This is a genomic window from Lentibacillus amyloliquefaciens, from assembly GCF_001307805.1.
Lineage (GTDB): Bacteria > Bacillota > Bacilli > Bacillales > Amphibacillaceae > Lentibacillus > Lentibacillus amyloliquefaciens.
This window is the reverse complement of record NZ_CP013862.1, coordinates 2,731,473-2,755,241: the sequence shown is the minus strand read 5'-3', so window position 1 is coordinate 2,755,241 and position 23,769 is coordinate 2,731,473. Positions and strand designations below refer to the sequence as shown.

Sequence of the window (23,769 nt, the reverse complement as noted above, 5' to 3'; positions counted from 1 at the left end):
ACCGCAGATACTTCCATACTTATTTTATCATACTATATGATTATTTTCTTTGAGCTCTTTTCGTAAATTTTGTTGCTCTTTAATTTCCCAGTTGTTCATCCCCCTCCTGAATACGAAAAGTTCTTTGAAACGCTCCGGCAATATACTCCCACATGCAAACAAAAAGCCCGGTACAAGACCAGGCTGTTGTTCACTAAGCCATCCACTTCGGCGGAATATTTTTATCCCAGTAAATTTCTCCTATGTCATGATGCTTTTCAAATCCGTCATCCTTGATATGGTAGTGAAAATTAAACCAGTAACCTTCCAAGGGACGGTTTTCACGCCTGACATCAAACCTGGCAATATCTCTGCCGCTGCGTTCGTCATAGATATTGAAAATACGCTCACCGAAACCGTCAGATGGCTGTTCTGTAATGGTCAGATATTGAAATTCGTCTGTTGCCCAATCTTGTGTAATCACTTGAAGCGCGTCTTCCATTTTAGGCAAAATAACAGTCTGGAATTCGCCTTCTACTTTTGGCGCAATTTTTGGACCCATTTTCATGAGAGCCTGCTCAGCCGCTTTTGTGTTTAGGGCGAGAATCGGGTCCTCATCAGGAATCTCTGTTTGAATCGCAGTCGGTTCCAAAACCGGGGCGGGTTGCGGATCTTGTTCCTGCAGTTCTATTTTTTCAGACAGGTCTGCCTCGGCAGTTTCATTGCTTTCTTCAGCATCCGCTTCCATATCAATTTCCGGAATATATATACCGAGTGTGACCACTGCAATGAGTGCCACCGCTATTTTGCGCATCCACAGCTTCATTGTGATTAACTCCTCCGGTTCTTTTTTATACACTAATTTTACCATGTATCAGTTGAAACTGCCACGAGAATTCTGATATTTTCACAAAATTGTTTCTAAAAAATTCCCCTCTGAACTTCAGCTATCTGATAAATTTTTCAGTGCAGATACATAAGCCTCATAATCATTATCTGAAAACAGCACCATCGTTACGTTGCCAAAGTTATGGTCAGCTAAGAAATCTTTGATGGTACTGATAGCTGTTTTTGCAGCCAAATCAATCGGAAAACTGTAAACACCCGTGGAAATGGATGGAAAAACATATGCGACGCTTGCCTCCGAGCCGCCAGTTGCAGGGAATTTCGATAACAGTCAGCCAACTGTGCTTCCTGATTATCATCCCGTTCGTTCCAGACCGGTCCGACCGTATGGATCACATATTTGGCCGGAAGATTATAGCCATCTGTAATAATAGCTTGTCCGGTCGACAATTTTTCCCCGTGAAGCTGTTTGTCACGCATTTGTTTGCATGCTTCGGAGCAGTTCCTTTCCTGCAGCCCGGTGAATCGCTCCGTCAACACCACCGCCACCCATCAGCGTACCATTGGCTGCATTGACTATCACATCTGTTTCCTGCTTGGTTATATCACCTGTCATCAGCTCAAGTGTATTTCCGTTAATTTCAGTTTTCATTAACTCACCCTTTCAGAAATTTAGTTCCAATTTTCGATTCTGGGAAGCTGTTTTTCAACTTCCACACAATGTTTCAGTTTCTAAGTAAGGGGAATAAGGCTAAAAGAAATATCTCGTTAAAAAGGAGCATCTCATTCATGGAACAAATTCTCTTTATCCAAACAGGAAGCGGTATTGATGTTCACGGTCAAAACGTCACGAAAGCTTCTGTCCGTGCTGCAGAAGACGCGATTTATGCCAACTCCATGCCTGGCATCGAGAACAGTCTCCCGGATGGCAGTCTCGATAATATGAAGGTTAATGTCCGGCTGGCCGTACCGCTTGACCGCGATAAACTGGACACTGAGCAAGTAAAAGCTGCCATTCCATATGGTACCGTTACAACAGATGTAACCGATGGCGGCATGGCCACATCAAGCGGCATCATGATTGATGAAAAAGATGATGAGAATGATTTAATGTATATTGTCAATGCTGCAATTGAAGTTGGTTATTAATCAACAAACCAATCCCTCCTTACCCCCTTCTTCTTTGGAAGAAGGGGGTAATTTTGCTAAAAATTTAAAACCCAAATGCTATCACTTTATAAGACACCTTGATAAAACCGGCACATATGATAAAATGATTCTCAACTTAAATCAGGGGGATCGCATGCTATGTTTTTATTTAAAATTGACGAAGAAATTGCTCTGAAACATTTGGAAATGACTGATGCGGCTCCTTTATTCCAGCTGACGGAAGATTCAAGGGACACATTGCGGCAATGGCTGGCATGGGTTGATCATACCAAAACGCCCGAAGATTCCAAATCCTTTATTGAATCCGTATTAAAGCAGTTTGCCGACAGGAATGGACTTACCACGGGTATTCTTTATCGAGGGAAGCTGGCCGGTGTAGCTGGATTCAATCATTTTGACTGGACAAATGGCATTGGTCATATCGGGTACTGGCTGGGCACGGCGTATGAAAGAAAAGGAATCATGACTCGCGCTGTCAGTGGCCTGATAGATTATGCCGTATATTCGCTGGGGCTGAATCGGATTGAGATCCGTGCCGCTTATGCTAATCAGAAAAGCCGGGCAATCCCTGAGCGGCTTGGATTTGTACAGGAAGGACACATCCGCCAGGCGGAGTGGCTTTATGATCATTTTGTCGACCATGTCGTCTACGGCATGCTCGCCCACGAATGGAAAGCAAAAAAAGTGCGGGCCTGACGATGCGCCCGCATTTCCCTATTTCTCGCCGTTTTCGTACAGCTCATCAAAATAATGGACCATTTCAAAGTCCAAATCTGTGAGTCCCTTCATCTGCCATGACGATATTTTCATTGTGACGATTTTGTAATCAATCGAGATAAACGGATGATGTTGCTTACTTTCGGCATATTCAGCCACCTTATCAACAAAGCGCACCCCATTTAAGAAATCTTTAAACCGGTAACGCCGTCCAATCCACTTTTCATCCAGCCGTTTCCAATCAGGCAAATGCTCCAATTCCTGTTCAATTTGCTCTTCACTCAAACGTTCCATATTCCCGCCTCCATTCAGTTATGGTTTCAAACGTATCATGTTGTTACCTCCAGTTTAACAAATTTTAATACATTTAACAGTCAATACACATATTATCCACAAACTATCCACAGATTTTTGGGGATAACTTTAAAAATATCTCTTTAGCTAACAAAATAACCATCTTTAATGCAATCCGAAAAAATGGTTGTCAAGGTTGTCCGTGACGTTGCATATGTATTAGATATCAATCAACGGGGGTGGTCTCCAATGCGGATGATGCGTATGTCAGATTGGATTTGTTACGCAGTTGGATATGTTTTTTTGACATCAGGTATCCTCAAGCTTGTTGTCAGTGATTTTAAAGCAACTTTTATGGGGCTGAGTCTTCCTTTTCCTGAATCACTATTGTTCCTTGTTGCCATAACCGAAATTGCCTGCAGTGCATTCATATTAGCCCGTATGTATGTCAGACAGGCTGCAGCACCGCTTATTCTGATTATCCTTGGCGCTATTTTCTTCACCAAACTTCCGGTATTGATGGACCAGGGATTTTTAACTTTTGCTTTTGAAGCACGTCTCGATATTGTAATGCTTATCCTATTGATTATGTTATGGCAGCATACATCAAATCAGCAGACTTAAAGTGCGTATTCAAGGACCGAAAGGCGCAGTTTCGAGCACAGAAAAACTCCAAGGAAAAGCGTATTTCTTTTCCAAGGAGCGGAGAAACAAGCCAACCAGAAACACCGACGTGTCATTTTTACCGGACTTTTTGAACAACCTCTTTAAACAAGTTATCCCCAAAGTTATACACATATGCACAAACGTTCGCAGTTATTTTGGTGCAGAATTGATGTTCCATACTAGATTTGGATGTTATCTACAATTTATTCACAGTCTGTGGATAAGATTCGAAAAAAATAAAGCTATCCTTTCTTAGAAGGATAGCTTTTTAACGTTGTTCAACTAATTCAAATGTCGCTTCCCGCTTCTCACCGTCACGATAATAAGTAACCGTTATCGAGTCACCAATCTGTTTATCCTGATACAAAATCTTGCGTAAATCAATCATATTCATGACTTCTTTGCCATCAAGTGCCGTAATGACATCAAGCCGTCTCAGTCCTGCTTTATCCGCCGGTGTGCCTGTTTCAACGGTCCAGACATATACACCGCCTTCTACATCTTTCGGAAGATTTAATGTCGAGTCCCACTCTGTTTTTGGCACTTCCTCAAGTGAGTAAACTTCAACACCCATATACGGGCGGTTAATGTTGCCTGTCTTTTCTAATTCATCGATTATCGGTCTTGCTGTATCGATTGGAATGGCAAAACCAATCCCTTCAACATCTTCCTGGTTGATTTTCATCGAATTAATGCCGATAAGCTGACCATCGATATTAATCAAAGCACCGCCACTGTTACCGGGGTTAATCGCTGCATCCGTCTGAATGACTTCTGCCTGCCAATCCGCACGTCCATCCTGGTTAAAATCCTGTGGAATTGTACGCTGGGTGCCGCTGATAACACCTTGAGTGACAGATCCCAGAAACATGCCCAGCGGATTGCCGATCGCTATGGCCGGCTCACCAACTTTCACATTTTCTGATGTTCCCATGTTAATCGTGTCCTGGACATGTTCACTGTTCATCTTCAAGACGGCCAAGTCAGAAAATAAATCACTGCCAAGGATTTCCGCTTCAACACGTGTGTCATCGGAGAGTATGACTTCAACAGTGTCTGCCCCTTCAATGACATGGTGATTGGTAATGACATAGGCATGACCATTCGCTGTCTTGTAAATGACACCTGATCCTGTACCGGCCTCTGTCTGCTGAGAGCCTTCCTCTTGCTGCCAGAAGTCACCCTGACGCTGAATATTAATTACCCCAACAACTGCCGGACTTACTTCATTGACGACATCCGTTATTTGTGATGACACATTAACCGAAACAAAGTTACCGGATTCCGGCTGTACTTCGCTTTCGTTAATGCCCTCGGATGCGCTTTGGGTATCACCTGTCCAGCCCTCAGGCAGTATGTCAGACTCTAAAATCGCCGGCAATGCTGCAAGCACCACCACAATCCCGATAAGTGCCCCAAACAGAGCCGGACGAAGCCAATGCCTTTTCTTCGTTTGGCGCTTCTGGTAATCATCATCAAAATAACCCATATAACCCTTCTCCTTTATTAAAAGGAATTTAATTAAGGCCGTTTCTTCCAGATTAATACGCGCTAAAGTCCGCTGCAGGCTGCATTGCAAATCAATATTGTCACAGCTTGCGCGAAAACAGACTTAACGTATCACATTATAGTATTACGCCAAACGGAAAATTATTATCCAACTTCGTATAATGAGGTGGCTTTTTTTGGATCTGTGTCACGAACATCAAGGTTAATGCCGCGTTCTTTTAAAATATTGTCAACTGACATGCGTGCCAGGTCTTTCATATTGTTATCCTGGCTTAAATGGGCTAAATAAACCCGGCTCGTCCGATTAGTGATTAAATCAGTGAGTGCAAGACCGCAATCCTCATTCGATACATGTCCGGAGTCGGATAAAATACGGCGCTTAACGTTCCACGGATAACGTCCCATCCGCAGCATGCCTACGTCGTGATTCGCTTCAAATATGTAAGCATCTGCATCCTCTACAGTCCGTTTAATCCGCTCTGAAACATAGCCTAAGTCGGTTACAAGCGCTACTTTTTTTCCGTCTTGCCGGAATGTGAAAAACATTGGCTCGGCCGCATCATGGGAAACCCCAAAAGATTCTACATCAATATCGCCGAATGTTTTCACCTCTTCCATGCCAAAATGGAATTTTTGGTCCAGTGAAATCGTACCGATAGAATTTTCCATGGCATTCCAAGTTTTTTCATTGGCATAGATCGGCAAATTGTACTTCCGTGCGATAATCCCAAGCCCTTTAATATGATCGCTATGTTCATGGGTGACCAATATGCCTGTCAGCTGAGAGGGATCAACGGCAACTTCACTGAACAGCCTGTCCATTTGTTTACCGCTCAACCCGGCATCCACTAACAGCTTTTCTTTCTCCGACTCGATATAAAAAGCGTTTCCGGTACTCCCTGAGGCCAGTACACTAAAACGTAATGTCATTTAATAACTCACTCCGATTGTTGATTAGATGATAATTTTTGATTGAGGTGTGATAACATAAATTCAGTCAAGTCACTTTCTTCCAGTTTTTGTACCCTTTCGATTGTGGAGGAGACAGATTCTTTTAAAAAGGTCAGTTCGTCATTAGAAACAATACGGTTTTCAAGTGCATTCACGTAGAAATTTTCTTTGTCATTGACGGTGACAGTCCACGTCGGTGAAAAGACCTGCTCACCTTTCTCCAAAGGATATCGAGTATGATAGCCTATATTGACTTCGGTTATTTCATCCTCGTTTTGCAGTCTGTTCCCATTGAATAATGCTCTGATTGCCATCATCGGTTCAATGAGTGAATCCTCTTCAACGGGCGACTCATCATCTCCAAGCATTGTCTGGGTATAGAAAATCATTTCATTTGCGTCATTTAAATACACAAGAACAATGCCGTTCTGGTTATAATAAATCGGCAGATCATTTTTTTCCTGAAAGAAAATCAGAACATTCATTTCCGTATTCCAGCCGCTGAATCGATAGTTATCAGCCAGAAGCAGGTTACTCTTCACCATATCACTGATTATGCTGCCATCTGCGTCTTCGGGTATGGCTATGGGGGTTTCAAAACGCGATAAAATGAAGTTGTCATTTATAACTTCCACTTCCTGATTATCCGTGTCGTCGAAAAACGACAGTTCTTCTTCCGTAAATGATTTTTGATTTAACGATAAATTAGATTGATTGAGATCTCCATTGGGTAAATCCGCACTAATACTGATGTTTTCCGACTCCAATTGCTCCGCCAATGTTGCATCCGAGGTTTCCGGCATAGCGTATTCCGATTGCGTTTCCTTTTCATAGAGCATCAGCGATAAGTAGACGTTCAAAACGAGAAAACAGAGGATAAATAATGTTTTAATTTGCTTCCATTGCATCCTCAGTTCCCCCCTTGCTGCAGGATTTGGTCTTCAAAGTCAATTTTCTGCCATGTGCCATTGTAATCCATAAACCAGGCAGGATCCAATGTGATGGCATCAGCATCGTTTTGATAAATTAAATCATAGCCAATTCTTATATGCCGTATATTATCCATATTATATGCCGAATTGTTTTCCAATTTTTCAACCACCTGGCTCCCTGAGGGCAATGTTACAGATTCATCGCCGCCCAGGTAATTTTGCAGACTGAACATGGGACGGTTATATTGGTGTAATTCCGTTCCACGGTATTGCTGTTCAATCGTGGATACATAATTGCTGCCGAAAGTTGGGTACCCATTATAATACAACTGGTATCTTACTGTACTATTCGATGCACGGGCGTTAAGTTCCATTAAGTTATATTCATTCGTCCAGCCAAGATGGTCATTAATGTTCATGATGCTTTGATCCAAGAGCATTTCCGGTTCCAATTGTTGTTCTGTTGATGACGGCAGCGGGTTTTGAAATTCCATTGTCCGTCTGTTTGGATAAAGCCGCATAAGTCCGCTCGCGCTGTCAGTAATATAGATTTCATTTTCAGTGACACGGTTCCGGCTGACAGGATTTGAAAATAACGTGTCTACCATAAGGTTTGTATTAATATTTTGAACCGCTATGGAGACACTTGGAACGTTCGTTTGATGGCTTGGTATATACGTTGGATTGTCTCCTGTTTCGACTCTTAAGTATTCAGTCAATCCTTCAAAAGTTGTTAGATACTCCCACATAATGCTGTATTTTTCGGAATTGTTAATAACTGCTGTCGCTTGCTGGTCACCATGTTCAGAGAGAAACGTGACATTCATTGTATTTGAATTCTCGTTAAATGTTAGAAACAGCCGTTCAAATTGCCATTCCGGAAAAACATTATCACCGTTAAATGTGAACAATGATCCTGCCAGTTCCATTGGAATCGCATCCGGGAAGATTAACTCGACCATATTATCGCCCTCGGGTGCCCCGTTGCTGCCTGTACTTTCAAATTCACGCATCGTCCATGATTGCATATCCCGGTATAAAGACTGACGATCACCCGGATTTTTAAAACCGAAATAATTATTTCCACTTTTAAAAATAATTGAGGATGGTTCCACCAGACTGTTGATTGATTCTTCATTACCGTCAAGCTCTGCGCCTTCTTCCACAACATCCTGGGGCAACCTTTCAAGGTCAGGACTGTAGCTCCATAGGGCAAACGTAAGCAAGAGGCTCGTGCCAATCAGCACCCATAGTATAAATGATTTTACTGTTTCAAATTGCATTATTTACCCCTCCGCTTCTTATTAACGAGCGGAAGTGTAAAGAGAATAGTCGTCCCTTTACCTTCTTTGCTTTTTGCCCAAATATTGCCGTGATGCGCCTCAATAAATTCCCTTGTGATGGCCAGACCCAGTCCTGTGCCGCCAATTTTGCGTGAACGTGCTTTATCCGCACGGTAGAAACGTTCAAAGATTTTATCAACCTTATCATATGGTATGCCTGTACCCTGATCTGAAACGGTCACCAGCAGCTGATTGCGCTGTTTTGATGCCTTGAAATGAATGGTGCCGCCTTCAGGGGAATACTTGATAGCGTTCGAGATAATGTTATCCAATACCTGAATCATTTTATCTTTATCAATCCAGACTTCATATTTTCCATTTGGCAAATCACGCTTCAGTTCTATTTTTTCAGATGCATTCATTTCAAACCGATCAATCACCTGATGCAGAAAGCTAATAAAATCTGTCTGCTCTGACTGCAACGACTCACTTTTGTTGTCCATCCTGGAAAGCTGAAGCAAATCGTTGACCATTCTGATCATCCGGTCGGTTTCTTTTTGAGTGACATCAAGGAACTTCGGTGCAATCTCCTTGTCTTCCCATGCGCCTTCTGTGAGAGCCTCTATATAGCTGCGCATGGTTGTCAGTGGCGTCCGCAGCTCGTGGGATACATTCGAGACAAACTCGCGCCGATCACGTTCAATTTTTTCCTGCTCGGTTACATCACTGAGCACTGTAATAAAGCCTGTTATATCATTATCTTCATCAGAAATGGTCGAGAATTTGGCACGAATCAGATAAATCTCATCATCGCTACTAAAATCAATAATCATTGAACCACTCTCAGGCAAGTCCGAGATATCAACAGAGTTCTCATCCAATTGCAGTGCATCCAGCAGAAACTCACCCTGTGCCTCTTCCGGCTCATAACCAATTAAAATGCCTGCAGCATCATTTAATAATGTAATAAAACCGTTTCGGTCTGTGGCAATTACGCCGTCAGACATGTTTGACAGAACTGAACTCAATTTACGCCGTTCTTCTTCGGTTAATGCCCTCGAATGTTTCAATTTGGCATTTAAATCATTAAACGATTCAGCGAGCTGTCCGATTTCATCTTTTCCATAAACATTAACTTTCTGGGAAAAATCCTCCCGTGCCATCGTCTGTGCCTGCCGTCGCATTTCCTGAATCGGTTTCGTTATCGTTCTGGCAACGAGAATCCCCAAAAAAGCAGATACCGTAATCGCCAAAATCGATCCTTGCAGGAAAACACGGTTTATGTCATTCAGCTGGTTATAAACACCTTCCAGCGACGCTTCAATGTAAAGTGCTCCAACCTGGGTGTCTTCATCATCATAAATTGGCACCACTCGCCTGTAAATCCGGTCCCCTTCCCGGTATATGTTGCCTGTGTTTTCATCACCGAATCGCAGGACATTATTTATAAAATTGCCTGTCGTCTTTTTCCCGATATTGCTGCTGCTTGACGTGTCACTTGAGGCAATAATACGGCTTTGCATATCGACAACCTGGATTGTATTTATATCCGCTGTATCATTAACTCTTACAATATCCTGTACTTCCGTCTCAAGTGTCGGTTCGTCATCATCTTCAGACCGTTCCGTACTGAAGGCCTGTTCGAGATTCACCTCTAAAATGCCGACACTGGCTTCCACCGATTCTTCAAAGTTCTCCCTCAGCTCAGTTTCAAGACCGCGAACAAAATACGTACTGATGACCTGAATGGTGATCAGCAGCAGTAAAATAAATATAATAATGAACTTTAATTGTATCGATCGGAAAAAACCAACTTTGTGCATCGGTGTAACCTACTCCTGTTCAGGATTGCGCAAATAATAGCCAACGCCTCGCCGTGTGACGATCCACATTGGATTGCTCGGATTATCCTCAATTTTTTCCCGGAGACGCCGGATTGTTACATCGACTGTCCGGACATCACCAAAATAGTCATAGCCCCATACGGTTTCAAGCAGATGTTCGCGTGTCATGACTTGGCCAATGTGGCGGGCAAGGTAATGCAACAGTTCAAACTCACGATGTGTCAGCTCAAGCTGTTCGCCGTCCCGCGTAACGGCATAGGCATCGGGATGGATGACCAGCCGTCCTACTTCAATATTTTTGGTAGTCTTAACCCCATCCTCCGGGATCTGCTCCAGCCTGCGCAAGTTTGCTTTCACTCTGGCAATCACTTCCCGGTTGCTGAATGGTTTTGTGACATAGTCATCAGCCCCGAGTTCCAGTCCAAGTACTTTGTCAATTTCGGCATCCTTGGCCGTCAGCATGATAATCGGCATAAATTGCGTTTTGCGAATCTCGCGGCATACTTCATTGCCATCTTTGCCCGGCAGCATGATGTCAAGCAATATCAAGTCGGGTGTTTCATCATTGGCCAGCTGAATCGCCTCATCGCCATCGTAAGCCATGACAACTTCATAGCCTTCTTTTTCAAGATTAAATTTCAAAATATCAGCAATTGGTTGTTCATCGTCTACTACCAGTACTTTTTGTGCCATTTACCGTCACTTCCTTTTTTAAAGCATATTTAAAAGAATAGTGTTTCAAAAAATTTGTTGGTTAATATCGTCAATTTTTAAATTGCAATTTGCAAAGAAGCTTTTAAATTACTGCTTTAAAACACTTCCTTTGCTCTATTCTATCGTACTTTTGCTTAAATGTCTTATGTTAGAAGTCAAAAAATTGAAGATGAGGTTGAATGGAGCTGTCAAAGAATCGCTTCGTTTTCGACTAGCTTAAGCTCTAAAGGAGTCTTTAATTAAAAAAACTGGCTCATTAACATTGAACCAGTCTTCATTCTAATATTTTCATTTTCTAGAGATGTTCTTGCGGGTTTTGAAGGGAACCATTTTGGTACACCTCAAAATGAAGATGGATACCGGTTGATCTGCCGGTAGTGCCCATCACACCAATTTTCTTTCCCTTTTCAACAGTCTCACCCGGGCTGACACTGATAGAGGACAGGTGCGCATAAATGGTTTTCATGCCATTGTTGTGATTGATGACAACTTTATTACCATAACCGCCGCTGTCAAATCCGGCTGAGACGACCGTTCCGTTATCGGCTGCCAGAATCGACCGGTCGCTTGCGCCTGCAATATCCACACCCTTATGCATGGATCCCCAGCGTTCGCCCATACCACTGGTTACATGTCCCCCGGCTGCAGGCCAATTAAGGTTGCCGGTACCGCGTGATGGTACGACTTTTGTCCCTTTCACAATGATCTTTTTAACAGGTTCTTTTGTCGTCTCTTCGTCGATAACTTCTTTCTTCGTACTTTCGCCATTACGCTTCTCAAGTGAATAAAGAACTTCTTTCTTGCCTGTTTTTCCTTCTTGTTTTACTTTTTCATCGCCTTTATATAAATCATCTGATTCGATCACTTTTGTTTCATAATCAATCGTTTCGTTTTTCATTTTCTCTTCTTTTACAATTACATCGGCAAAGGGTTCGTAATCTGTCACATGAATTTCCTGATCAATCTGCAGGACATCACCTTCATTCAGGTCATCATTTAAATCCAGCAGCTCATCAACCGTTAAGTCGTACTGATTTGCAATACCGCCAAGCACTTCATTCTTACCGACTTTATGAACTTTATCTTCAAGCGTTCCTTTTTTAAGTTTCTTTACACCCTGTTTCACCGTCAGAACTTCAGCCGGGTCGACTTTTTGCTCGGTGATTGAAACATTTTCCGACAAATTGACGTTTGTAATAATGGCATCCCCCGGCGTCAACTCTGAGTCCCCCTGTTCGGGATTCTGCAATGCTTCCCCGGTATAATTGTCATTTGTACTGGTCTGTTCTGCCGGTTCAAGTTTACTCAAGACCGCTTCATCGACATGCTTAGCTTTATATTTCTTCAGCACTTTTTCGGCTGCTTTTTTGTCTTTAAAAATACCTGCTGTCTCTTCAGCAATTCTCAGTTTGATCGCATCTGCTTTGACGCTCAGGCTGTCACGAACGTATTTTTTTACTTTGCTGTTGTTATACGCCGGGTTAAATACGCGCTCTGGAACGAAAGAGACGTCTTCTGCGATTGACAAATCATAGTCACTGAAGTCCTTTTCTTTTTCCTCAACTTTAGCTGCCATCATACCCTTAATTGCGGCTTTATCATCTATTTTTCCAATGTATTCATCATCTACGTAAACATGGTATACTTCACTAAGTGCTTCACTGGCATGTGCGTAAACCGTACTCATCATTAAAGACAGACCCACGCAAAGTACCATGCCCATTTTCGCCAGTATTAACGGATTTTCTGTTATCTTTCTACTCTCTTTCCACAAATCATTATTCCCCCTGACACCATTGGACAAATTACTGAATTGCAACTGTCCGCAACGCTTCCACTATATAAGTATGAGTTATTTTATATCTCTTTATTATGCAGACGCTCTCATTTTCCACAACTAAATCTATCATAGTTTCAATTTATACAAAATACGACTGGGACAAATGTAATGTAATTGTATAATCCCTGACATTTTTGACATCAAATTGGTTAAAAATGACACTAAAAAAGACCCCTTCTGATTTTTTCGAAGAAGCCTTTTGTATTTTATAATTTAGCTATATACACTTCTGACAACGTTTGTCTGTTTTCGGTCAGGACCGACAGAAAAAATGGATAATGGAATTTCTGTCAACTGGGAAATCCGTTCGAGATAATGCCGGGCATTTTCCGGAAGATCATGGATGCTTCGTACATCTGTGATATCTTCATCCCATCCCGGCATCTCTTCATATACCGGCTCACACTCAGCAAGATTTGCCAGGCTTGCGGGAAATTCATGAATTCTTTCACCTTTATATTTATAGGCCACACAAATTTTCAGAGTTTCAAGACCCGTTAACACATCCAAAGAATTGATGGTTAAATCGGTAATTCCACTCACCCGCTGCGCATGGCGGACAACAACACTGTCAAACCAGCCCACACGGCGCGGCCGACCTGTCGTCGTTCCATATTCATTCCCGGTTTCACGTATCCGGTCTCCAACTTCATCATGCAGTTCAGTTGGGAAAGGGCCGTCGCCGACACGAGTTGTATAGGCTTTCGAAACACCGACAACATGGTTAATCTTAGTTGGCCCCACGCCAGAACCGATCGTGACACCTCCGGCAATCGGGTTGGAAGACGTCACAAACGGGTAAGTCCCCTGATCAATATCGAGCATGACGCCTTGAGCCCCTTCAAATAAAACGCGGCGGCCGTCATCAAGTGCATCATTCAATACAACTGAGGTATCACAGACATATTGAGCCATCTGCTGGCCATATTCATAGTACTCTTCCAATATATCTTCAACCTGAATCGGATCAACTTCATAAACTTTTTCCAACAAACGGTTTTTCTCTTTTAGATTTTGTTCAAGCTTGCTGCGGAAAGTGTCTTTGTCCAGTAAGTCCGCAACCCGAATGCCGCTTCTGGCAGCTTTATCCATATAGGCCGGGCCTATTCCCTTTTTCGTTGTACCGATTTTATCTTCACCTTTATCTTCTTCCTGAAGAGCATCCAATTTCAGGTGATACGGCAAAATGACATGTGCGCGGTTGCTGATACGTAAATTGTCCGTTGAGATATTCCGTTCATGCAAATAAGCAATTTCATCCGTAAATGCCTTTGGATCGATAACCATCCCATTCCCGAGAATACACGTTTTGTCATTGAAAAAAATTCCGGATGGGATCAGGTGCAATTTATATGTTATATTATCAAATTTAATCGTATGACCAGCATTATTGCCACCTTGATAGCGAGCGACCACTTCAGCATTTTGCGACAGAAAATCTGTAATTTTCCCTTTTCCTTCATCGCCCCACTGTGTACCTACCACGACTACTGAGGACATAGCGCACCTCCAAGTATTCTTCATTTATATTTTTAACTATTAACAACGTAATCTTATCAGTAAAATAAGAGCATGTCAAAACAAAAAACGAATAATTTATGGTTTTATCATAATAATGTTCGTTTAAGTGAGGCCATTTTCGTGAATTTTGATGTGTTTTAATCGTAGTTGATGTAAACTGTGAAGTAAATGCTATGTTGATTTCCGTTCCAGGCAGTCGCACACCTTAGGGCAACGCTTCAGCTTCCTCGGAAGCAAAAACCTCTTCCTGCTCGGATTTCATCCGCCCGCTTTCCCGCAGGATTCGACTGCCCTCCGCTCCAATCAATGCCGCGATAGCGAAGGAAATACACGAAGACTCCAGCGGGAAAGCGAAGACGTTGAGACCCCACAGCGAGCGTTCTTTGCGAGCGAGGAGGCTCAGCGCGAGCCCTAAGGTGCGCGCAGTGTATTTCCGAAGCGGTAGACAACGCACCAACTTACACCTAAAGTTACTTCGTAGTTTATGGATTTTTTGTCAAAAAAAACATTTTAGAAAACAGTTAAAAAGAAAAAACAGCATCACTGTATGACGCTGTTTTTCTCTCATTTAATCACGAGACACCCTATTGTATGTCAGGCTTGTACCGGTTCTGGCGGCACATCACTATCTGAATACCGGTGGTCCAAATCCACGAACTTATTATATTCTTTCACAAAAGCCAGTTCAACATTGCCGACTGGACCATTCCGCTGTTTGGAGATAATGATTTCGATAATATTTTGTTTTTCTGATTCTTCATCATAATAATCATCGCGGTACAGGAATCCGACAATATCTGCATCCTGCTCAATACTGCCTGATTCACGCAAGTCCGACATCATCGGCCTTTTATCCTGACGTGCCTCAACTCCACGCGACAACTGAGACAGAGCAATCAAAGGCACATTAAGTTCACGGGCCAGGGCTTTAAGTGCTCGGGATATTTCTGATACTTCCTGCTGCCTGTTTTCTCTGGAATTCCCGCTTCCTTGAATCAGCTGCAAGTAATCTATCAAAATCATGCCGAGTCCATGTTCCTGCTTAAGCCGGCGGCACTTCGAACGTATCTCACTGACACGAATCCCGGGTGAATCATCAATAAAAATTCCGGCATTTGAAAGGCTTCCCATTGCCATCGTCAGTTTGCTCCAATCATCCGCTTCAAGCCTGCCGGTCCGCAGCCGCTGCGCATCAATATTGCCTTCTGCGCAAAGCATACGTGACACAAGCTGATCAGCACCCATCTCCAAACTGAAAATCGCAACATTTTCGTCCGTGTTAACAGAGACATTCTGTGCAATATTTAAGGCAAAAGCGGTTTTACCTACCGATGGACGGGCTGCAATAATGATCAAATCGTTGCGCTGGAAACCGGACGTAATCTGATCCAGGTCCCGATAGCCGGTTGGGATGCCGGTTACATCACCATCATGGTTATGCAGCTGTTCAATATTATCATAGACATCAATCAGCACATCTTTAATTGCTTTAAAGTTCCCGGTATTTTTCTGACTGGACACTTCCAGAATATTCTTTTCCGCTTCGTTTAACACGTCTTCTACGTCGTCTTCAGTGGCAAATCCTGAGGTCACGATATCTGTTGCTGTTCTGATCAGCCGCCGGAGCAATGCTTTTTCTTCTACGATTTTGCTGTAGTGGACTATATTGGCTGCTGTTGGAACACTGCTGGCCAAATCAGACAGATAACTGACACCGCCTGCTTCATCCAACTTCTTCTCATTGGACAGCAACGTGGTTACCGTGACAAGGTCGATTGGTTCACCTCTATCCGTTAACTTCAGCATGGTATCAAAAATACGCTGATGGCTGGCACGATAAAAATCATCAGGCATTAAGCGTTCAGCTGCTGATGACAGTGATTCAGGCTCCAGAAATATGGCACCGATGACAGCCTGTTCTGCTTCAATATTATGCGGCGGCACACGGTCATTCCAAAGTTCGCTCATCGTCTACCCCCTCGTAAGAAGATTCTTAGCACCATAAACACGTCAGTTATTTCTCCTCAACGTGAACTTTGATCGTACCGGTCACTTCCGAGTGCAGCTTTACAGGTACATCTGTATAGCCCAGCGTTCTGATCGGATTATCCAGTTCAATTTTTCGCTTATCAATTTTGTAGTTATGATCTTGTTTTAACGTATCGGCTATATGCTTCGACGTGATTGATCCAAAGAGCTGGCCGGAATCACCGGATTTTGCCTTAATTTCAACAGTTGTATTGGCAAGTTCCTGTTTCAGCAATTCTGCTTCTTTCTTTTCTTCTTCGGCTTGCTGTTGCTCTTTTTTCTTTTTCGCTTCGAGTTTCTTCATATTTCCTGAGGTAGCCTCTTCAGCCAGATTATTCTTCAGCAAATAGTTGCGTGCATAGCCATCTGATACGTTTTTTACGTCACCTTTTTTTCCTTTTCCTTTAACATCTTGTGTGAATATTACTTTCATTCAGTTTCCCCTCCAGTCAAATATTCTTCTATTATATCTTTCAGAAGCGCTTCCGCATCTTCAATTGTCGTATCTTCAATCTGTGTGGCGGCATTTGTTAAATGGCCCCCGCCATTCATTTTTTCCATAATAACCTGGACGTTAATATCACCAAGCGAACGAGCGCTTATCCCAATCCGCCCATCACGGCGTTCAGAGATAACAAACGATGCATTAATGCTCGTCATCGTCAACAGTGTATCTGCAGCCTGTGCAATAAGAACACCGCCGTATTCTTCTCCGCTTTCTCCTTTTGAAATAGCAATTGTACCATGGTATTTCTCCGCTCGCTCAATGAGTTTGCTTCGTTTTACGTAAATATCCAAATCTTCTTGCATAAAGCGCTGCACAAGTACCGTATCAGCACCCTTCGATCTTAAATAGGAGGCAGCATCAAACGTACGGGACCCTGTCCTTAAGGTAAAGCTTTTCGTATCGACAATGATCCCGGCCAGTAATGCGGTTGCTTCCAGCATTTTCAGTTTCAGGTTATGCGGCTGGTACTCCAGCAGCTCTGTCACAAGTTCAGCTGTAGATGATGCATACGGCTCCATATAAACGAGTGTCGGATTGTCCACAAATTCTTCAGCACGGCGGTGATGATCAATAACTACTTTGTATTCCGTTTTGTTCAACAGCCTTTCATTGGCTACCATGGATGGTTTGTGGGTGTCGACAACAACTATAAGGCTCCGGCTCGTCAGCAATGCTTCTGATTCTTCAGGATCAATGAAATGCTGCCATATCGTCTCTTCTTCTTTCAACTCTTCAACAAGCCGGTGAACACCGGTATCAACATCATCAGGATCCAGCACAATGTAGCCTTCAACATTATTGGCTTTAACGATGTTTAAAATACCGATAGCGGCACCGATGGAATCCATATCCGGGGATTTATGCCCCATGATAATGACATTATCGCTGCCCTGAACCAAGTCTTTCAAGGCGTGAGAGATAACCCGCGCTCTTACGCGTGTACGTTTTTCCATCGGATTTGTCCGGCCGCCGTAAAAGCGCACCTTTCCAAGGTCATCTTTTATGACGACCTGATCGCCGCCGCGGCCTAATGCTAAATCAAGACTCGACTGAGCCATTTCACCAAGTTCCGGTAAAAGGCTATCGCCAAGTCCTATGCCAATACTTAATGTGATCGGTATATTCTGTTCCGCATTTAATTCACGGACTTCATCCAATATGTCGAACTTCGCTTTTTCCAGTTGATCAAGTGTTTCTTTCGTTAAAACCCCCAAGAAGCGATCCTGGGAACTTCTTTTTAAATAAATGCCGTAATCATTGGACCACTGATTCAATACTGACGTCACTTTCGAGTTCAGCTGACTCTTGAGTGTATCATCCATGTTTTGAGTTATTTCCTCATAGTTATCGATAAAAATAATCGCAATAACGGTTTTCTCATAATTATACCGTGTTTGGATTTCAGATTGTGCGGTCCGGTCTGACAAGTATAATAGCCGGTCATCTTTTTTAATGGTGATTTGAAAATGATAGCCCTCAAGCTTAAGCCACATTTCATCTTTATTTTCTTTAATCATTGATGAAAAGTCATCCACAAGGGAATTAAGTGACTTGCCGACCAATGTATCATCTTCGGTAAATCCATTCATATACGGATTCGCCCATTCGATTTTATAATCTTCATTATACAGTATAATGCCAATTGGCATCTCCAATAAAGCTTCTTCTCCGACACGCTTTACACGGTGGGAGAGTGTCGCTATATAGTTTTCAGTATCGTGCTGCCGCTTTCTTTCATTATAGATACTATAGTATAACACTGCAGCCAGCACCACGGTCAGTACCAGCCCGATTGTCCACTGAAAGTACCATACAAAACCAAGCAATATCACTGAGACAGCATAAGTAATCCATAAGTGATTGCCTAACGATGGTTTTTTTTGCTTATCCTCCATATAATCAGCTCCTACTTTAACTCCCAATTACTTCTTAACATTGGAAATTCTATTCCTTAAAGAAAAACCAATATCAATTATACCTAACAAACGGACTAAAAAAAGAAAGAAAATCGGGAAAAATAATGTCAGAACAATACTTGTTATAGGCAATGCTTTCGACATCCGCTTTGCATGAGCATAGAAAAATATAAAGGAAAAACCTTGCAGGACCATTAATATGCCCGTAAGCATCAATACATTATTAACGGCTATATAAACTATTCCCGATTGATCCAAATCGAAAAAGGAAATGATTAAGGAAAAAAAGTAAATCCAAATTAATGACACCGGCAACCTTAATGAACGAAACGGCGGAAAGTATAACTGTTTTCGTTCCAGGCGGTTTATAACTTTATAACTGAGCCATTGGCTAATAAAGGCAAGCAACAGTGCAACAATCGCCAGCCAAACTGGCAGAAGGTCCGTGAGCATGCCCATTTGTTCTGTCACCATACTCAACTGTTCCTCCGGCATATCACTCAAACCAAATTGCTCCATGACTTCCTGGCTCGTTGCAATTGATTCCTGTACCATATTATCAATTTCATTTACCAGATTGACTTGAAATACAAATTGGCTGAAAACAAAAATGAGCACTAGCCCAATTACAAAACCGATTGTTCCGCGTGCCCAGGTTTCATACGGCGAAAGTTTATGATAAATTGCACTTCCAATCATAATTCCTCCAAGACCCATCAAAACAGGAATCGGCAAAGAAAAAATGGAAGTAAGCAGTGATGATAAAATCACAGCAGTAATCAGCATCACAATTGAAGGCTTCCAGTCGTACCTGGAAGCAAATAAAATGAAGGGTACAGGCAGCAGAAATGTAGCGATTAATGTGATGAAAGGAACAAATGCTGAAATCAGCATCAATACCATAAATACTGCTGTCAACAGTGCTCCATCTGTCAGTTGTTTCGATTGATTCATTTATTGCACCCTCTTTGAGTCTTTTGAAAACATCATTTACAGTAATATCTTTATATAAGAAAATCACCTCGTTGTTATATGATAACATGATTTAAGCTTTAATTGGTATTTGAAATGATTGAAACGCTACAGCAGATTTTTAAACAATGAATTTTATCATTTCCCGAAATATTTCCCGGGAAATATTTCGGGAAATTTGTCGATTAATTTATTTTTCAAGAAATATTCATAGTCAACGTGTGCCAGGAATGATATTTTCTATTATAATGAATGTATTGTACGATTTTATGTCCGGAGATGAAAAGTGTGGTATTGTTACAAACATTCATTAACAGTTTAAAATTGCCGAATAAGCAAGCGATGTTTAAATTAAATCGGGTTGGCATGGATGTCACAGTTATATATCTATTCATACTGATACTGCTTATTTCCGTTCCTTCACTGACCAGTCAGCTGACAACCGACGATAGCGCCGGCGCGGTAATAAGTTTTCCTGTTTTTCTTATATATTTTTTTATCTTTTCTTATTTGCCGTTAACGATAGCCGTTTTCTTATATATTTCACTGCTTGCTTATGCCGGGACAGGCATTGCAAAATTGCTCAACCGTAAGATCCGTTTTTCAATTCTTTGGAAGCTTAATGCTTATACAGCAACTATTCCATTTATGCTATATCCGATAGCAGCTTTCTTTTTTCCCATTACGGACGTCTTTTTAGTATTATTCATCCTGTATTCATTTCTTTTTATGCTTAAAATGATTACTGTTTATCCAAGAAGAAAAAAACGAAAATAGGAGTTTTAGTCATGCGAAATCTCATGTCCGGCTTTCTGATCGTCTGCCTGTTATTTGCAGCAGGGTGTTCAGGTCAGGAAGGTTCCAATAACAAGGAAATACTTGTGGCCGCTGCATCAAGTTTATCTGACACACTTTCAGAATTAAAACGTGAATTTGAGTCAGAGAACCCTGATATTACATTAACTTTAAATTATGGATCAAGCGGTAAACTTGCCCAGCAAATCAAATCAGGTGCACCCGTTGATCTATTCCTGTCTGCTGATCAGTACTGGATGGATGAGCTGGAAGAAGCGAATAGGATTGTATCAGACTCACGCACCGATTTTATTCAAAATAGATTGGCCGTTATTTCCACCCAGGGCACTTCCTACTCAGTAAATACATTATCAGACCTTACAACACTTAATACAGAACAAATCACACTCGGTGATCCTGCGACTGTGCCAGCCGGAAAATATGCTGAACAAGCATTGCGCGAAAGTGGTATTATGGGCGATTTGAAAGACAAATTTGTTTATACAGCGAATGCCCAGCAGACGCTTACATATGTGGAATCAGGCAATACAGAAATTGGCATCGTTTATGGCAGTGACTTGGAAAGATCCGAGTTAGTCAATGAACTATTAGCAATTGATGACAGTTTGCATGATCCTATCCATTACCCGGCTGCGGTGATTGAATCAAGCCAAGTGAAAGACGAATCTAATAAATTTATTCAATTTTTACAGAGTGACAGGGCACAGGCTATCTTAGAGTCACATGGGTTTAGTAGTTGAAGGGGCATAAAAGATGGACTTAACACCACTGTTTTTGTCATTGAAAATAGCCGGGATTGCCACGGTCTTTGTATTCATTACAGGTGTGTTTTTAGCACGGATCGTAACGCGGAACCGATTCCCCGGGAAGCGTATCATTGAATCTCTATTAATGCTGCCGCTTGTTTTGCCGCCTACAGTTGTCGGATTCGGCTTACTGTTCCTGTTCGGTAATAATGGACCGATTGGAAAATTACTTTTGCACTGGTTTGATTTTCAGGTGGTCTTTACATGGATAGGTGCAGTCATTGCAGCGATTGTCGTGTCGTTTCCTCTGATGTACCAAAGTGCCGCTGCTTCATTTCAAAAATACGACCGTAATATTGAAAATGCTGCTCGTACAATGGGAGCGTCCGGATGGCGCGTTTTTTGGACGATTTCTTTCCCGCTTGCATGGCCCGGGCTGCTTGCAGGACTAGTTCTTACGTTTGCCAGGGGACTTGGTGAATTTGGTGCAACACTCATGATTGCCGGCTACATACCGAACAAAACTGAAACAATTCCGCTAAGTATCTATTTTGCAGTCGAGTCGGGAAATAGAGAGGCCGCTTTATTTTGGGTAATCAGTATATTGCTTATCGGATTTGCGGCAATTTTATGGCTGAACTGGTGGAGTGAGCGCAATATTTTACGCTTTTCAAGTAATGACTAACAGGTGGAGGATGAATGATGCTTTCAGTCGATATTCAAAAGAACCTTCAAGCTTTCTTGCTGGATGTTCATTTTAGCGTCAATAGCGAAATTGCCGTTTTATTCGGGCCCTCAGGTGCCGGTAAGACAACTATACTGAACTGCATCGCAGGACTGAGCATGCCTAATGCCGGTCAAATCACTCTTAATCAGCGTGCGTTTTACCCGGAAAACAAAAAACCGGTCCCGGCAGCAAAACGCCATATTGGTTATGTTTTTCAGGATTATGCCTTATTTCCGCATATGACAGTTAAAAAAAATATACGTTACGGCCTTAAGGATGACCAATTAATGTGCCGACTTACTGATATGATGGGCATCAACCATTTGCTTGATAAGTATCCAAGCCAGATATCCGGCGGCGAAAAACAGCGGGTTGCTCTCAGTCGTGCTTTCGTTACACAGCCTGATGCACTGCTGTTGGATGAACCCTTTTCCTCTCTCGATCGCCAAACCAAACTGGAATGCCAGAATGAATTGCTTGAGCTCCATAAATTGTGGCGTATCCCTGTACTCCTCGTAACGCATGATGAACAAGAAGCCAGCATGCTTGGTGATCGAATATTAAAATTGGATAAAGGTAAAATTATCATTTAAAAAACCCGATCCACTTCTGTGTGGACCGGGTTTTTAAGGTTTACTCAGTAACATATGGCAATAGTGCCACTTGACGAGCACGTTTAATTGCTTTAGTCAATTTACGCTGATACTTTGCGGAAGTTCCTGTTACACGACGAGGAAGAATTTTCCCACGCTCCGAAATGAACTTTCTCAATAGATCAACATCTTTATAATCAATGTGTGTAATACCGTTCGCTTTGAAGTAACACACTTTACGACGTCTTGCACGACCGCGACGAGCTGCCATTAGTAAGCCTCCTTTTATTATAAGGCATGAATAATCAGATTGTTCCTATTTCTATTCTCAAGCCTTTAGAATGGTAAATCATCGTCTGATATGTCAATAGGTTCTCCATTATCTTTGAATGGATTTTCGTTCGTTTGGGTTTGAGTTGTCTGGTTCTGGTTCTGATTTTGATTCTGGTTTGGCTGGAATCCTGAAGGCTGCTGATCTCTCGATTGTGACGTCCCTTTCGATTCCAGGAACTGAATATTATCTGCGACAACTTCAGTTACAAAGACGGTATTTCCATCTCGTCCTTCAAATGAACGTGACTGAATCCGGCCATCGACACCAATCATGCTGCCTTTTTTCATGTATGTTGCCAGATTTTCAGCGGCTCTCCGCCATACAACGCAATTAATGAAATCAGCATCACGATTTCCCTGCTGATTGGAAAACGGACGGTCAATTGCAATTCTAAAGTTAGCAACTGCTACGCCATTTGGTGTATAACGCAAATCAGGATCCCTCGTTAGTCTGCCAACGAGTACGACACGATTCATCAGAACCACTCCCTATTTTATTGATCTTCTTCTCGAATAGCCATATGACGGATTATATCATCAGAGAATTTCGCTTGGCGGTCAAATTCGTTTATTGCATTTTCATCACCGCTGAAATTGATGATGACATAATAGCCATCACGATAATCGTTGATTTCATATGCAAGACGGCGCTTGCCTTTTTCATCAACTTTTTCAACTTCCGCCCCGTTATTTGTCAGCACGCTGCTGAAACGCTCAATCAAATTGGTTTGAGCTTCCTCTTCCATGTCCGGGCGGATGATATACATGATTTCATATTTTCTCATCCGTTACACCTCCTTTTGGTCTTAGCGGCCCTTTTTCTGTGAAAAGAGCAAGGAGTAATATTTATGCCATTACTCACAA

At 42.2% G+C, this 23,769-nt stretch carries 26 protein-coding genes; 7 read left to right on the top strand and 19 right to left on the bottom strand.

Going from position 1 to position 23,769, the window contains the following annotated elements; genetic code table 11:
- Positions 1–193: 193 nt before the first annotated feature.
- The 3 genes from AOX59_RS13965 to AOX59_RS20605 form a co-directional block, all read right to left on the bottom strand.
- On the bottom strand, positions 194–805 hold the full coding sequence (locus AOX59_RS13965) for a YpjP family protein (protein ID WP_068446473.1): 612 nt from the start codon (positions 803–805) through the stop codon (positions 194–196).
- A 212-nt stretch (positions 806–1,017) separates the two neighbouring features.
- Positions 1,018–1,305 carry a macro domain-containing protein gene (locus tag AOX59_RS20610; RefSeq protein WP_335338746.1) on the bottom strand — a complete coding sequence of 96 codons (288 nt, stop codon included), beginning with the start codon at positions 1,303–1,305 and terminating at the stop codon, positions 1,018–1,020.
- Positions 1,298–1,477, bottom strand: coding sequence for a macro domain-containing protein (locus AOX59_RS20605; protein ID WP_335338745.1), 180 nt, complete (start codon positions 1,475–1,477; stop codon positions 1,298–1,300). Before AOX59_RS20605 ends, AOX59_RS20610 begins: the two co-directional genes overlap by 8 nt.
- A 137-nt stretch (positions 1,478–1,614) precedes the next feature.
- Here AOX59_RS20605 and AOX59_RS13955 point away from each other — a divergent pair, with 137 nt between their 5' ends.
- Positions 1,615–1,974 (top strand): Lin0512 family protein, encoded by a 360-nt coding sequence (locus tag AOX59_RS13955; RefSeq protein ID WP_068446471.1) that lies wholly within the window; start codon positions 1,615–1,617, stop codon positions 1,972–1,974.
- Positions 1,975–2,133: 159 nt separating this feature from the next.
- Positions 2,134–2,691: a GNAT family N-acetyltransferase gene (locus AOX59_RS13950; protein ID WP_068446470.1), complete on the top strand. Its 558-nt coding sequence runs from the start codon at positions 2,134–2,136 to the stop codon at positions 2,689–2,691.
- A gap of 18 nt (positions 2,692–2,709) precedes the next feature.
- On the opposite strand, the gene AOX59_RS13945 is transcribed toward AOX59_RS13950, so the two are convergent.
- Positions 2,710–3,006 (bottom strand): 4a-hydroxytetrahydrobiopterin dehydratase, encoded by a 297-nt coding sequence (locus AOX59_RS13945; protein WP_068446468.1) that lies wholly within the window; start codon positions 3,004–3,006, stop codon positions 2,710–2,712.
- A 168-nt stretch (positions 3,007–3,174) separates the two neighbouring features.
- On the opposite strand from AOX59_RS13945, the gene AOX59_RS13940 reads away from it, so the two are divergent.
- Entirely contained in the window at positions 3,175–3,630 is a 456-nt protein-coding gene (locus tag AOX59_RS13940) for a DoxX family protein (RefSeq protein WP_335338744.1), read from the top strand.
- Between the two features lie 310 nt (positions 3,631–3,940).
- Here the strand turns inward: AOX59_RS13940 and AOX59_RS13930 are convergent, their stop codons facing one another.
- From AOX59_RS13930 to AOX59_RS13870, 12 genes are all read right to left on the bottom strand, one after another.
- Complete coding sequence (locus AOX59_RS13930) at positions 3,941–5,161, bottom strand: S1C family serine protease (protein ID WP_068446463.1); 1,221 nt, start codon at positions 5,159–5,161, stop codon at positions 3,941–3,943.
- A gap of 164 nt (positions 5,162–5,325) precedes the next feature.
- Complete coding sequence (locus AOX59_RS13925; protein WP_068446461.1) at positions 5,326–6,111, bottom strand: MBL fold metallo-hydrolase; 786 nt, start codon at positions 6,109–6,111, stop codon at positions 5,326–5,328.
- Positions 6,112–6,119: 8 nt separating this feature from the next.
- Positions 6,120–7,040 carry a two-component system regulatory protein YycI gene (locus AOX59_RS13920; RefSeq protein WP_068446460.1) on the bottom strand — a complete coding sequence of 307 codons (921 nt, stop codon included), beginning with the start codon at positions 7,038–7,040 and terminating at the stop codon, positions 6,120–6,122.
- 2 nt (positions 7,041–7,042) lie between these two features.
- Positions 7,043–8,347: a YycH family regulatory protein gene (locus AOX59_RS13915; protein WP_068446458.1), complete on the bottom strand. Its 1,305-nt coding sequence runs from the start codon at positions 8,345–8,347 to the stop codon at positions 7,043–7,045.
- Positions 8,347–10,170, bottom strand: coding sequence for a cell wall metabolism sensor histidine kinase WalK (gene walK / locus AOX59_RS13910; RefSeq protein WP_068446456.1), 1,824 nt, complete (start codon positions 10,168–10,170; stop codon positions 8,347–8,349). Before walK ends, AOX59_RS13915 begins: the two co-directional genes overlap by 1 nt.
- Before the next feature lie 9 nt (positions 10,171–10,179).
- The gene (yycF, locus tag AOX59_RS13905) at positions 10,180–10,884 is read right to left on the bottom strand and encodes a response regulator YycF (protein WP_068446455.1); all 705 of its coding nucleotides are present in this window, start codon (positions 10,882–10,884) and stop codon (positions 10,180–10,182) included.
- A 316-nt stretch (positions 10,885–11,200) separates the two neighbouring features.
- The gene (locus tag AOX59_RS13900) at positions 11,201–12,679 is read right to left on the bottom strand and encodes a peptidoglycan DD-metalloendopeptidase family protein (RefSeq protein ID WP_068446453.1); all 1,479 of its coding nucleotides are present in this window, start codon (positions 12,677–12,679) and stop codon (positions 11,201–11,203) included.
- A 279-nt stretch (positions 12,680–12,958) separates the two neighbouring features.
- Entirely contained in the window at positions 12,959–14,245 is a 1,287-nt protein-coding gene (locus tag AOX59_RS13895) for an adenylosuccinate synthase (RefSeq protein ID WP_068446451.1), read from the bottom strand.
- A gap of 615 nt (positions 14,246–14,860) precedes the next feature.
- Positions 14,861–16,234: a replicative DNA helicase gene (gene dnaB, locus AOX59_RS13885; protein WP_068446445.1), complete on the bottom strand. Its 1,374-nt coding sequence runs from the start codon at positions 16,232–16,234 to the stop codon at positions 14,861–14,863.
- Positions 16,235–16,280: 46 nt separating this feature from the next.
- Entirely contained in the window at positions 16,281–16,727 is a 447-nt protein-coding gene (gene rplI, locus AOX59_RS13880; RefSeq protein WP_068446442.1) for a 50S ribosomal protein L9, read from the bottom strand.
- On the bottom strand, positions 16,724–18,697 hold the full coding sequence (locus AOX59_RS13875) for a DHH family phosphoesterase (RefSeq protein WP_068446440.1): 1,974 nt from the start codon (positions 18,695–18,697) through the stop codon (positions 16,724–16,726). The genes rplI and AOX59_RS13875 overlap by 4 nt, the downstream gene beginning before the upstream one ends.
- A gap of 27 nt (positions 18,698–18,724) precedes the next feature.
- The gene (locus tag AOX59_RS13870; RefSeq protein ID WP_068446438.1) at positions 18,725–19,672 is read right to left on the bottom strand and encodes a YybS family protein; all 948 of its coding nucleotides are present in this window, start codon (positions 19,670–19,672) and stop codon (positions 18,725–18,727) included.
- A 297-nt stretch (positions 19,673–19,969) separates the two neighbouring features.
- Between AOX59_RS13870 and AOX59_RS13865 the strand changes: the two genes are divergently transcribed.
- From AOX59_RS13865 to AOX59_RS13850, 4 genes are read left to right on the top strand one after another with little or no spacing between them, the layout of a single operon-like run.
- Positions 19,970–20,467: a DUF1189 family protein gene (locus AOX59_RS13865; protein WP_068448369.1), complete on the top strand. Its 498-nt coding sequence runs from the start codon at positions 19,970–19,972 to the stop codon at positions 20,465–20,467.
- A gap of 11 nt (positions 20,468–20,478) precedes the next feature.
- Entirely contained in the window at positions 20,479–21,246 is a 768-nt protein-coding gene (modA, locus tag AOX59_RS13860) for a molybdate ABC transporter substrate-binding protein (protein ID WP_068446436.1), read from the top strand.
- Positions 21,247–21,259: 13 nt separating this feature from the next.
- Positions 21,260–21,937, top strand: coding sequence for a molybdate ABC transporter permease subunit (modB, locus tag AOX59_RS13855; protein ID WP_068446434.1), 678 nt, complete (start codon positions 21,260–21,262; stop codon positions 21,935–21,937).
- Positions 21,938–21,954: 17 nt separating this feature from the next.
- The gene (locus AOX59_RS13850; protein WP_068448368.1) at positions 21,955–22,572 is read left to right on the top strand and encodes an ATP-binding cassette domain-containing protein; all 618 of its coding nucleotides are present in this window, start codon (positions 21,955–21,957) and stop codon (positions 22,570–22,572) included.
- A gap of 40 nt (positions 22,573–22,612) precedes the next feature.
- Here AOX59_RS13850 and rpsR read toward each other — a convergent pair whose 3' ends face one another.
- The 3 genes from rpsR to rpsF form a co-directional block, all read right to left on the bottom strand.
- On the bottom strand, positions 22,613–22,843 hold the full coding sequence (gene rpsR / locus AOX59_RS13845; protein WP_068446432.1) for a 30S ribosomal protein S18: 231 nt from the start codon (positions 22,841–22,843) through the stop codon (positions 22,613–22,615).
- 65 nt (positions 22,844–22,908) lie between these two features.
- Positions 22,909–23,385, bottom strand: a complete 477-nt coding sequence (gene ssb, locus AOX59_RS13840; protein WP_068448367.1) for a single-stranded DNA-binding protein — start codon at positions 23,383–23,385, stop codon at positions 22,909–22,911.
- Between the two features lie 14 nt (positions 23,386–23,399).
- Positions 23,400–23,690, bottom strand: a complete 291-nt coding sequence (gene rpsF, locus AOX59_RS13835) for a 30S ribosomal protein S6 (protein WP_068446430.1) — start codon at positions 23,688–23,690, stop codon at positions 23,400–23,402.
- Positions 23,691–23,769: the final 79 nt, after the last annotated feature.